The sequence below is a fragment of the Chryseobacterium sp. B21-037 genome, from assembly GCF_028570785.1.
GTDB lineage: Bacteria > Bacteroidota > Bacteroidia > Flavobacteriales > Weeksellaceae > Chryseobacterium > Chryseobacterium proteolyticum.
This window is the reverse complement of record NZ_JALGCB010000001.1, coordinates 4,825,606-4,838,305: the sequence shown is the minus strand read 5'-3', so window position 1 is coordinate 4,838,305 and position 12,700 is coordinate 4,825,606. Positions and strand designations below refer to the sequence as shown.

Genomic DNA, 12,700 nt, shown 5'->3' with positions numbered 1-12,700 from the left:
TCAAGGATTCCAAATTGGAGTCCTTGCCTTGCTTATAAATTTAAAGTTAACTTTTATAAAATAATTACGGTTTTCCGTAGTCGAGAATATAATTTTTTCTTCTATATTTGTGATATAATTTTGAAAAGCAATTCACAATAAGGATTATTCCGTTGTGAAAACATTTAGAGCCTCGACTATCTTCGGGGCATTTTTTGTATAAACAATATAAATGTTATTTAATAGAATCCTCTAACAATTAATCTATGTTGTAGATTCTCTTTTAATGTTTAAAAGCTATTAGCTTATCAAGATCCTCACAAAAATGTTTCGAGAATTGTTCTTCTATGACTACTTATCATATTTGTACTTGGGATCACAAAAGGGATAAACACAAGGCACTAAATTTGGAATTTAATATTCTAAGATTAACTTTAAATATTTTGTGGTAAATTCATCGATCGAGGAAATTTACTATTCAAATCATTTAAGAATAATACATTAATATTCTTCTAAAAACAATTATTCCAATTAAATTAATTATAATATATTAGCATCCTTTTTGAATGAGAAATAAATAAATTCGTATAAAATTAAATTACATGACAAGTAAAATAATTGGTACTGGACATTATATACCCTTAGAGGTTATTGATAATTTATTTTTTTATGGAAATCTTTTTTTTGATGAAAAAGGTAAGAGATTGGAACATAATAATGCTACAATTGCTGAAAAACTAAAAGAGATTACGGGTATACAAGAAAGACGGTATGCATCTAAGGAATTGGTTACTTCAGATCTAGGTCTTATTGCAGCAAAAACAGCGATAACAAATTCTACGATTGACCCTGAGACATTAGATTATATAATATTTGCTCATAATTTTGGAGATGTCCCTTATGGGGAGATCCAATCTGACGCTGTTCCCAGTTTAGCGTCAAGAATTAAACATCAATTGGGAATTAAAAATAATTATTGTGTTGCCTATGATTTGATATTTGGATGTCCTGGGTGGATTGAGGGAGTAATCCAGGCTAATGCATTTATTAAAGCCAGTATTGCTAAGACTTGTTTGGTTGTAGGGGCTGAAACTTTATCTCGAGTATCTGATATTCATGATCGGGATAGCATGATTTATGCTGATGGTGCAGGGGCAGTAATTCTTCAAGCGACAGAGACCGATTCTGGTATTAAGTCACATGTTTCTGCTTCTTACACTTTAAAAGAGAAGGATTATCTTTATTTTGGAAGATCTTATAATTGTGCAAATTCGTCAGATACTAAATTCATTAAAATGAACGGTAGAAAAATATATGAATTTGCTCTTTTGCATGTACCGGAAGCCATGAAAAAGTGTCTTGACGAGAGTGGATATAAGATTGGGGAATTAAACAAAATTATTATTCATCAGGCTAATGAGAAAATGGATGAAGAAATTGTAAATCGTTTTTACAAATTATATAATACCCCAGTTCCTAAAGATATTATGCCTATGATCATAAGTAAACTTGGAAACAGTAGTGTGGCAACAGTACCAACACTACTTTCAATGATTTTAAATAACGAACTTCAAGATCATTATATAAAGAAGAATGATATCGTATTATTTGCTTCTGTTGGAGCTGGTATGAATATAAATGCCTTGGTATATAAATTTTAGTATTGATTTTATTACACTTAAATAATTAATATACTTATAAAAATATAATTTGCTTTTGTTTTATTGAACAAAAAAATTTTAGAAAACATTTTTAGTTGCCTGCTAATTAATAATTAAACTAACTTATGTTAACTGCATTAACTCCTTTTGCAATGTTTTGTACGTTATATACTACGAGAGAGCTGTTCAGGAATATTTGACCTCCATGGAATGATAACAGGTATATTTACTTAAAAACAAAAGACTTGATTTAATAAATAATAATTAAACTTGTTCACATAGTAAAATAGCATTTATAAAATTCGTTAAAGATTTTTGCTATATATAGAAAAAACCTGTCCGAAGACAGGCTAGAGAAACAGCAATGTTATTGTTAGAAACAAATACATTGACTATAAAGTTACGTTTTTTTCAAATACATTATAATTAGGATGAAAATTAACTTATAATCAATATAAAAGAATAATAATCATCAAATTGTGGCTTCCACGAGGGAAACACATGACAATTTTTAAAATAACGGATAACGTGTGAGAGAATCATTATTATTACAGGATAGACCTATCTAATGGGTGCGATTATTAAGACTGGTTGCAACATCTTATGTTTTGGCAGAATAGAATTTTTGACTTAATGAAAGTCTATTACATCAACTATAAAAAGATAAAATCTGATAATTCTTGATTCTGAGAAAGGAAAAATACTGTACTTACCTTTGTGATTAAGGTCATAGACCTACTAAAACTTAAATCAATAAATTTGTGTGAAAATATTTTAAAATAACTTTCAACATTTTATTGTGGTACTCTTTTACCGGGAAGCTTTTTATTTCAAATACATTAATATTGGAGTCTTTAATTGAAGAGCTTTTTTATAACTAAATAATTACCGTTAAAAACTTAGAAATTTTACCAATAGCCGTATAAAGTCGCCCATTGATCTTTTACCGATGGATTTTACAAAAGGTCACCTATCCAAAAGATATTCTGCCATGTATAAAATATAGTTAACACCAAATTCTACTTCAATCTATACTCTCTAAAATTTCATATCTTTTCGGCGATCTATTCTGGCTGAATAATTACAAAGTGTACAAATTTAAACTCATTTTTTATATTGGTGCGTAAACGTCGTATTGCCTCAGTGATTTCTTCTGTGTCGAGGTGATCTTTAAAATCTATAATGAGCATAAGGACTACCTCCTCTGGAGATTGGTAGGTCGAAAGGATATTTTTTGTTTTCACTACCGAAACATCCATTTCTGCGAGCTGGGAAATTTTTCTTCTTGTTTCGGGAGCAATCCCTTCTCCCATCAATAAGCTTCGGCTTTCTCTGGCTAAAATAAAAGAAACAAAAACCAATATCAGCCCTACAAGTACCGACGCCAGACCGTCCAATGCTGGAATTTGCAGTGAGTGGCTTAGGCTCATTAAAATTATCACAATAATTAAACCTGCAACTGCTGCTCCATCTTCAAAAACTACAAGAAAACTTGAGGGATCTTTACTTTTAATAATAGCCTCCCACCAACCAAGTCCTTTACGGACCTTATTAAATTCTTTTACAGCGATAATTAAAGATGTTCCTTCGAAGATCAACGATAGAAATAATACAATATAATTCCAAAATGGATCCTTCATCAGTTCAGGTTCGATGATATGTGAAACTCCCTGGTATATAGACAAGGTACCACCCAGTCCAAATATTAAGATAGATACGACAAAAGACCAGAAATACAGTTCTTTGCCATATCCAAATGGATGAGACACGTCAGGTGCTTTTTTACTCCTCTTAAGTCCATAAAGAAGCAACAGCTGGTTAGCGGTATCAACTGTTGAATGGATTCCTTCGGAGATCATGGAAGAGCTGTTTGTAAATGCCCCTGCAATAAATTTTGTTAGTGCGATTAGAAGGTTTGCTGCAAGAGCACTGTATATTGATTTTTTATTGTCGGTCATTAATAGCCTTACTAATTAAAAAAGGATAACATTGTCAATAACATTTATATTCTGTAGTCCATCTCTGGACACCACAGAATATTAAATCTTTTACTGATGTAATAGTCCGGAGAATCTGAACTATATAATTTCTTCATTACTATTTCCTGGCTTAGCTCTCATCCTTTGTATTCTTGACTAAGCTGATTCCAGCAAAAAAGAAAAGTAAACCGATAATTCCCACCACGATAATCGGCATATTGGCTACACCTTTGGTGATTAAGCCATTTCCTACATAAATAAGGCCACCTATCCCAAGTAGGGTTAATATTGTCCCAAAAATTCTTTTGACGTTCATGATATTATTTTTTATTAGGTTAGTATCCTCTATTTTTGACTTGCTGGCATTTTTCATTTCCCAGCATATTTATCAATTATCTTTTTAAGGTCAATTCCCTTTCCTAGCACTGGCTTAAATATATCGCCTTCACTTTGCAATCGCTCCAACGTATTGAAAATATGAAAATCACTCATTTTAAGTCCCTTTTTAACTTCATCCCAATGCAGAGGCATAGAAACAGTCGCCCCAGGTTTTGGTCGCACAGAATACACCGATGCAATAGTTGCATGAGGCCTGTTTTGTAAAAAATCAAGATACATTTTTCCCTTACGGTCTTTAATGACCCGTTCCAAACTTGTATAATCAGGAAGTTCTTGATGTACCAAGGTGACTATTACGCGAGCAAATTCTTTGGACTGTTCATATGTATATTTATTTCCCAACGGAATATAGATATGAAGACCGGTCGATCCACTTGTTTTGCAGTAAGAATCTATACCCATATCATCTAAAATCTGTTTTGTAACCTGTGCGGTTTCGATTACCTGATCAAAAGAGTTTTTATCAGGATCGAGGTCTACGATACAGTATGTCGGATGTTCAGGTTTTTTTATTGTACTATTCCAGGGATTCATCTCTATACAGCCAAGATTTGCCATATATAACAATGTTGCTTCATCTTTCCCAACAAGGTAGTGCTTGTCCTCATTATCTGTTTCACTCCTATACAAAAAAGTATCAGCCCAGTCCGGTGCTGTATCTGTCACATTTTTAAAATAAAAGCTTTTACCTTCAATACCATTGGGAAATCGGTTCATACTCTGAGGGCGGTCCTTTAAATAAGGAAGAATAAATGGTGCTACCTGGTAATAGTAATTGATCAAATCGCGTTTAGTAATTTTTGCTTTTGGCCAAAAAACCTTATCCAGGTTTGTAAATTTAAGTTCGTGCTTATTGACGGTTTTCACCTGTGTCTTTTCAGTAGGATTCAATAAGGTTTTCCTTTTCATTTTGCCAGCAGGTTTTATTATTTTTTCATGATGTTCATCAGTAATCTGAGCTGTATCAATTTCTTTTTCAAGAATAATTTCCATTGGGTCTTTATCTTCCCGCATCCCCTCAAAGGAAGGGTGACGCATGACTCCATCACTGGTCATTTCTGTAAAACTTATTTCACAGATAAGTTTAGGCTTTAGCCATGTAACGGAAGCATGAGGGGGATTAGGCCGAAATCGGGAAGGTTTGTTGACATCAGGCTCCTCAGAAAAAGGAGGCTTATTAGTGAACAGTGGTTTAAATTGTTCCATCATCTCCTTCTGCAACTTGTCATTAAATCCTGTGCCCACTTTTCCTTTATACACAAGATCTTTACCTTCATAAACTCCTACAAGGATGCTGCTAAAAGATTTTCTGGAGTCATCATTCAACGTAAAACCTCCAATAACCACTTCCTGTCTTTTATTGGCTTTGATCTTAAGCCAGTCCTTTGTCCTTACATGTACATGGTACAAACTATCCTTCTTTTTGGCCATTATGCCTTCAAGTCCCATGTTCTTTGCAGCTTCCAAAAATTCTATCCCGGAAGTATAAAATGGTGTACTGATTTTTATTATATCATTCTCCTCTAATATTTCTTTTAGAATTTCCTTCCGCTGACATAAGGTAAGGTCTGTAAGGTCCTTTCCATCATGCCATATAATGTCAAAGACATAGTACAGTAAAGTTCCGTCTGCCTCACTGCGCCAGTTTTGTAATGATCCGAAGTCAGCCTTGCCATCCTCCCCTACAACGACTATTTCTCCATCCAAGATAACATTAAGATTAAGCGCCTTGAGCGAATCATATACCGGATAAAATTTCTCGTTAAAGCTTTTGTCATTACGAGATTTGATCTCAACCTTGCCCCCTTTTAAAAAGGACACTGCCCTGTACCCATCCCATTTCACTTCATAGAGCCAATTTTTATCTTCAAAGGGCTTATCCACAAGTGTAGCAAGCATTGGTTGTACATGATTGTAAAAAGCCTTCTTTGGCGCGCCTTTTAAAATCTTATCCACATCAATATCCTCCTTCTCTGATCTGTTTGAGCTTAATTGTTCCTCAATGAGTTCTGGAGTCGTTTTTTTTTCAGTAGTCTTATCTTTGAGCCTACTCTCCTTTTTTACATTAGGTTTTCCATAAACTTTATCTGGAGATTTTTCCATCTGGACTATTGTCTTTTTGGAAATCACGGATTTATCTTTTAATGTAATATCCCTGGTCGTTGCGTATTTATCTTCAAGCTTCATCAGAAGCCAGCTATTCTCGCCCCTACCATAAGCTTTTACCAAGGCGAATTCTCCTTTTAGTTTTTTACCATTTAGCTTTATTTTCAACTTACCGGCATGAAGTTGGTGCAATAGATTTTCCTCCTGCTTTTTCAAATCTCCTTCCACTGGCTCCGAAGGTTCATAAGTACCTTCGTCCCAAACAATCACCGTACCCCCACCATACTGTCCCTTTGGGATAATACCTTCAAAATCCCGGTAATCATATGGATGGTCTTCAACCATCATAGCAAGTCTTTTAATATTCGGATCCAGGGAGGGTCCTTTAGGAACCGCCCAACTTTTTAACACTCCGTCCATTTCAAGACGAAAATCGTAATGAAGATGGGAAGCATCATGTTTCTGAACAACAAACCTCAATTCTTTGCCAGATGGCTTACCCCCAAAGGGTTCGGGAGTCTTTTCTTCTGACCGCTTTTCACGATATTTTTCTAAAGCCATACCAATTGTTTTTTAAGTTAATGGATTTTAGAATCTAAAAATTTGGCCGCACTTAACAAATGCACGGCTGATACTCTAATGATGCAAGTATTGCTATTTTTGGTGACGCTTCCTTAAGTAATCTTCTAATGTTTTTCGGTCATTAGAACCGGTTGCTTTTATAGCACCGACAACGGCTTGTGAGGTTACTCCCATTTTTTCCTTGAAATACTGGATTTCATAATTTTCTGAACCACTTACCTGTTTGCGGTCTTTTTTCCCTTTTTTGGATTTATCGTCTGTCATGGTTTAATATTTTAAGTGATTTACATTTGGTGATTAAAAAAAATACAAATATTACGCCGTTACGTGTTATTTATTTTATACAATAATTAAAAAAGAAAGTTTGAAATTGAAGACTTATGATTTTAAGTGAGAACGTTGTACGGAACGATAAATTTTAATAATAGATTTATGAATGTTCATAAGCTTCTTTTGCAAAGAACCAAATCACAACTACTATAAAAGCTATAGCATATAAAATTCACTTATTTATTAGTAACAGAAAATAGTTGATTTAATGGCTAAAAGTATGTAATGGCTTGGATTTTGTTATTTCGTGAGAGGGCTGGTTATGGATCAAATTAAAAAAATACTCCTATGGCAGATAACAAAAATGATTCAAAACTTCTTGCTTTTTTCAAGAAATTGGGGCCTGGCTTAATAACTGGTGCCAGCGATGATGATCCTTCAGGCATTGCAACATATTCCCAAGCAGGTGCACAATTTGGTCTTTCAACATTGTGGACCGCCTTACTAACTTTCCCTCTCATGGCAGCTATACAAGGCATGTGTGCAAGAATTGGTCTTGTTACAGCGCAAGGTCTTACAGTTACACTGAAAAAAAACTATTCTAAACCAATACTGTATGGTATGCTCATATTTAGCTTTCCTGCAATAACCTTGAATATTGGTGCAGATATACAGGGAATGGGAGCTGTCGCTCATATGATCTGTCCAGCAATTCCCGTGTCGGTTTTTTGTGTGATTCTAACAACTCTTCTACTTTTTATAATCATCAGATATCCGTACCAGAAAATAGCAATGATATTAAAATGGCTATGCCTTAGCTTACTCCTTTACATTATTGTTCCCTTTTTAGTGGAGCAAGATTGGGCAATGGTTGCAAAAAAAACCTTCATACCAACAATTAAATTTGATAAAGAATTTCTTTCAATTATAGTAGCAATTCTTGGTACAACAATCTCACCGTACCTTTTTTTCTGGCAAACTACTATGGAAGCAGAAGATCAAAAGCATAAGGGCGTTGTTTTCGTAGATAAAAGTATATTGAGTGAAATGAAAACTGACGTAAACTTAGGAATGTTACTTTCCAACATGGTGATGTTTTTTATGATTCTTACAACAGGCACTGTGCTGTTCAATGGCGGAATTCACAAGATTGATACTGTGGATCAAGCAGCAAAGGCTCTTGAACCGTTGGCAGGAAAACTTACCTATTTTATTTTCGCCTCTGGAGTTTTGGGTACAGGAATGCTGGCTATTCCGGTGCTAGCAGGCTCCCAATCTTATATGCTTGCAGAGACATTCGGATGGAAAGCAGGTCTTGATAAGAAGTTTTCACAGGCGAAACCCTTCTACGGATCCATAATTATATCGTTACTTATTGGCCTATCACTCGATTTTTTTGGTGTAAGTCCCATTAAAGCACTTCTGTATACAGCAATTGTTTACGGACTAACGGCGCCCGTAATGATTGCTGTCATTATGCATATTGCAAATAATGAAAAGATTATGGGTAAACATACCAATACAAGGTTATCAAATATTTTAGGTGTGCTAACATTTATACTTATGACAGTTGCGGCCGTTGGACTTATTTATTTTTTATTCTAATTAGTAGAAGCATAACGTAGATTTGCCTCTTACAATTGATATGGTAACTGTTTCCGTAGGTAACTCTGTAATATTTACTATCCTTTATCTAAAGAAGTGGCTGATTATAAATGCTTTTCTACAGTTAGAAAAAGCCCGTCCTAGATATCCTTTTTATTCATATATATCCTAAAATTACATCTAATTATTTTCCACTGAAAACTCCACAAAGGACTATCTCCCGTAGATATTTTACGTGTCAATTTAATATTATCCTTTACTTTACTAAGACTTGGGCGGTACTATTGGTTTCCAGATCATTAATACTTTTTAAAATTCGATCAATATTAGCAAGAAATTGTTTTGAAGATAATCCCATCAAGCTCACATAACTGGATTATTAATTTCTAAAATTCTTTCCAAATCTTGCACCAAATGTTTCGATATTTCTTCGGTTACGGGTACAAAAAACCTCTGAAAGTATTTTCGGAGGTTTTTATTTTTGGTATAATTTACTAACAAAATCAAAAATTTTTAATATTCAAATTCTTTAACCCGTTTTAAACAGTCAAAGAAATCTTTAGCTCCTACTTCTAATATCTCAAATGGTTCGACGAGGTAATGGCTTTAAAATATATTAGCTCACCTATTTGTTATTTTTTATAATTTAGGCTTCTTGACATATAAAAACAATACCGCTATTAAAACGTCGAAATGATACAGGTTGAATTTGCAAACAAGGCTAAAGAGATTCTGCAAACTGATGAGACCATCATTGGTTTGGCTGTCGGAGGCTCATGGATATCAGATCAGATGGATGAATTTTCTGATCTGGATTTGATTATTGTAACCGAACAAAAAGTTACCGGAGACAAAAATGTGATGATTGATTATGCAAAACGTTTGGGTAATTTCCTTTCAGCATTTACAGGTGAGCATGTTGGGGAACCAAGGCTTTTAATTTGTTTATATGACAACCCTCTCTTGCATGTAGATCTAAAATTTGTCACTTTGGAGGAATTTCATGAAAGAGTTGAAACACCCACCATTCTTCTTGACAAAAATGGCAGACTTCAGAAAGTTATCGACCATTCCGTCTCCAGTTTTCCGTATCCGGACTATCAGTGGATTGAAGACCGGTTTTGGATATGGATACATTACGCTTTACTGAAGGTGGGTCGAGGTGAGTATTTTGAAGCCTTTGACTTCTTAGGTTTTTTGAGGATGAGTGTCTTTGGACCACTCCTCCATATCAAAAACAATAATTTACCGAGAGGTGTAAGAAAAGTAGAAACAGATCTGGATATTAAAGATCTTGAAGATTTAAAACTTACCCTGCCACAATACAATCGGCACTCATTATTGGAATGCCTCCACCATTCAGTTTTATTATACCGGAAATTAAGGAACGTCCTCTTCGGCAACAACATAATCTTACAAGATGAAACTGAAAAAAAGTAATGCTTTATTTTGAAGAGTTGAAAGAAGAATAATTTTTGAGATTATCTTTACGTAAAACTACGATTCAATAATGGTTTTCATCCGGTCCTCTTTTTCGCATTAGACAAATAATAGTGCCAGAGCATCATAGAAGCGACAGACCTGAAGGGTTTCCACTGTTCACTGATTTCAAGTATTTCTTCTCTGGCAACTTTGGACGGAAGTTGTTTCAAACGTTTTAAAGCATTGACCGCAGCCAGGTCCCCAATCGGGAATATATCTGCCCGCTGAAGGGTAAACATCAGATAAACATCAACTGTCCAGTTACCTATTCCTTTTAGGCTTACTAATGTTTTACGTGCTTCGTCATCCGACATTTCCGATAGCTTTTCAAGATCTATTTCACCTTTTATAATGGCTTCTGCAAGACCTCTGATATATACAATCTTCTGCCGACTTACATAGCATTTTCTCAACTCTTCATCCGTAAGTTTGAGAATATGTTCAGGAGTAATCTCCTGCATTTTTTCTTTTAGTTTATTGAGGGCAGCTAAAGCAGAAGCCAATGAAACCTGTTGCTCCAGAATAATATGGACTAGTGTTTCAAAAGTGTTCTCACGGGTCCACATCGGCGGGTAACCGTGGTTTTCTAAAACTTCCCTTAAATCCTGATCATGAGCTGCTAAATGCTCACATAGCTGATGGAAATTTTCAAGGTTAAAAACTCTGGTCTCCGATGTTGATTCCATACAATCTGTTTTTTTTATATTAAATTTAAAATAAAGACGGCATTCTGAAGCTTTTCTCGAGATCAAGTAAAATTAATTTGTTTTCCAACCCTCCGGCAAAGCCCACCAATTTCCCTGACGCTCCTACTACTCTATGACAAGGGACAATAATTGAGATGGGGTTCTTATTTAGAGCACCGCCTACTGCACGTACTGCTTTTGTATCTCCCAGAATCTTAGCCAGGTCCCCGTAGGTTTTTGTCATACCATAAGGAATTTTCAATAAAGCTTTCCAGACTTTAATCTGAAATTCCGTTCCTTCCAGATCCAATGGAACATCAAAGACTTTTCTGCTGTTTTCAAAATATTCTTTTAACTCTTTTTCCGTCTGTAAAAGTATAGGGTGCAGATCTTCCCTTTCCGGAATAGAAAGTTGGGTTCTTTTATAATCTTCGCCTTCCCAGATTATAGCCACAAGCCCCACATCTGAAGCGATTACCCTGATTAATCCGACAGGAGAAGAAACATCTTTGTATACTAGCCTTTTATCATCCATGGTTCATGTTTTAAGTACTTTTCCATTAGTTTCGTTTACCGATTTTGCTCCGGGAAGTAACTGTAACATCAGCCCTACGATTACAACGCAAATCAACAGACAGATAACCCCGAAATGGTAAGCCTCCTGCCAGCCGTCTTTTGAAAAATAAAAGAACACACCTCCAATGATACTTACTCCCAGTGCCGATGCTGTTTGCTGAAAAGTTGAATAGATTCCAGCAGCTGCACCTGCATACTGTGAAGGTACATTTTTCAGAGCAACATTTAATAATGAAGGAAGGACCAATCCGTTTCCGAGTCCCCACATTCCCATTAGACCGATAATCAGCGAGGTACTGATCCCGGGTTTCCAAAGTGTCATCTGGAGATAAAATGCCATAAACAGAATAACCACTCCCACTTGTAATACTCTTTTTCCAAATATAACAATCAGCCTCGACGCCATAAGAGATGATATGATAAATAAAATCCCGGGAACAACAAAGTACAATCCGCTATCCATTGCTGAGATACCCAATCCATTTTGTAAATAAACGGCACTGAGTAAAAGATATGCCGTATGCAGCATAAAATGAAATAATACCGCAACCAGACCGATATTGAAATCTTTTATTCTAAATAATCTTACATCAATCAAAGGGTTTCCATTTCTGGAAAGTTTAATTTTCTGATTATAAATAAAAAATGTAAACAAAATGGCTGATAAAATAAGCAATGCAAAACTCCACACCGGCCACCCTGATTCACGACCCTGGATCAGGGGATAAATAAGGGAAAATAATGCCAGTGTTAAAATCAATATTCCTGTATAGTCGAATTTTGTAGACTCATGTTTCGGGGTTTCCGTGAGGTATTTATGAGTTGCCCAAAGTGTAACGATCCCGATAGGAAGATTGATAAAAAACACGAGTCTCCAGCCTTCTATGAACCAATGGGTATCCGATAGGTATCCTCCCAGCATTTGACCGATGGCTGCAGCAGTTCCAAGTGTTATACCATACAGGCCAAATGCTTTTGCCCGCTCTTTAGTATCAGTAAAAAGAACTTGTATAAACGCTATGGTTTGCGGAACCATACATGATGCACTGAGCCCCTGGAGTATCCTGGTTGCATTCAGCTGAAAAGAGGATTGCGAAAGACCACATAAGCATGAAGCAACTGTAAAGGCAAACATTCCCCAAAAGAAAACTTTCTTTCTTCCAAAATGGTCTCCCGCTCTACCTCCGGTAATAAGAAAAGCAGCATAACCAAGCAAGTATCCCGCAATAACGAACTGCATTTCGCCATCAGTCGCATGAACTCCTTTTTTAATGGTAGGTATCGCCACGTTGATGATGAATACATCAATTACAGAAAGTAAAGGTGCAGCCAATACAATGATCAGCTCCAGCCACTTATTTTTTATATCTTTCAT

Annotated in this window: 10 protein-coding genes; 3 read left to right on the top strand and 7 right to left on the bottom strand. The window is 35.4% G+C overall.

From position 1 onward, the window contains the following. Positions 1–581: 581 nt before the first annotated feature. Positions 582–1,640 carry a 3-oxoacyl-ACP synthase III family protein gene (locus MTQ00_RS21790; RefSeq protein WP_273650973.1) on the top strand — a complete coding sequence of 353 codons (1,059 nt, stop codon included), beginning with the start codon at positions 582–584 and terminating at the stop codon, positions 1,638–1,640. A gap of 1,064 nt (positions 1,641–2,704) precedes the next feature. Here MTQ00_RS21790 and MTQ00_RS21785 read toward each other — a convergent pair. The 4 genes from MTQ00_RS21785 to MTQ00_RS21770 form a co-directional block, all read right to left on the bottom strand. After that, entirely contained in the window at positions 2,705–3,598 is an 894-nt protein-coding gene (locus tag MTQ00_RS21785; protein WP_273650972.1) for a cation diffusion facilitator family transporter, read from the bottom strand. A 151-nt stretch (positions 3,599–3,749) separates the two neighbouring features. After that, on the bottom strand, positions 3,750–3,992 hold the full coding sequence (locus tag MTQ00_RS21780; protein ID WP_273647682.1) for a hypothetical protein: 243 nt from the start codon (positions 3,990–3,992) through the stop codon (positions 3,750–3,752). Further along, positions 3,989–6,685, bottom strand: coding sequence for a DNA ligase D (gene ligD, locus MTQ00_RS21775; protein WP_273647681.1), 2,697 nt, complete (start codon positions 6,683–6,685; stop codon positions 3,989–3,991). Before ligD ends, MTQ00_RS21780 begins: the two co-directional genes overlap by 4 nt. Positions 6,686–6,778: 93 nt before the next feature. Beyond that, positions 6,779–6,970 carry a DUF3606 domain-containing protein gene (locus tag MTQ00_RS21770; protein WP_273650971.1) on the bottom strand — a complete coding sequence of 64 codons (192 nt, stop codon included), beginning with the start codon at positions 6,968–6,970 and terminating at the stop codon, positions 6,779–6,781. A 354-nt stretch (positions 6,971–7,324) separates the two neighbouring features. Between MTQ00_RS21770 and MTQ00_RS21765 the strand changes: the two genes are divergently transcribed. Together MTQ00_RS21765 and MTQ00_RS21760 are read left to right on the top strand one after the other, a co-directional pair. Further along, entirely contained in the window at positions 7,325–8,581 is a 1,257-nt protein-coding gene (locus tag MTQ00_RS21765) for an NRAMP family divalent metal transporter (RefSeq protein WP_273650970.1), read from the top strand. 693 nt (positions 8,582–9,274) lie between these two features. Next, on the top strand, positions 9,275–10,021 hold the full coding sequence (locus MTQ00_RS21760; RefSeq protein ID WP_273650969.1) for a nucleotidyltransferase domain-containing protein: 747 nt from the start codon (positions 9,275–9,277) through the stop codon (positions 10,019–10,021). Positions 10,022–10,098: 77 nt separating this feature from the next. Here MTQ00_RS21760 and MTQ00_RS21755 read toward each other — a convergent pair whose 3' ends face one another. From MTQ00_RS21755 to MTQ00_RS21745, 3 genes are read right to left on the bottom strand one after another with little or no spacing between them, the layout of a single operon-like run. Next, positions 10,099–10,749, bottom strand: coding sequence for a DNA-3-methyladenine glycosylase family protein (locus MTQ00_RS21755; protein WP_273650968.1), 651 nt, complete (start codon positions 10,747–10,749; stop codon positions 10,099–10,101). A gap of 25 nt (positions 10,750–10,774) precedes the next feature. Continuing rightward, positions 10,775–11,284, bottom strand: a complete 510-nt coding sequence (locus MTQ00_RS21750) for a methylated-DNA--[protein]-cysteine S-methyltransferase (RefSeq protein ID WP_273650967.1) — start codon at positions 11,282–11,284, stop codon at positions 10,775–10,777. Positions 11,285–11,287: 3 nt separating this feature from the next. Further along, the gene (locus MTQ00_RS21745; RefSeq protein WP_273650966.1) at positions 11,288–12,700 is read right to left on the bottom strand and encodes an MFS transporter; all 1,413 of its coding nucleotides are present in this window, start codon (positions 12,698–12,700) and stop codon (positions 11,288–11,290) included.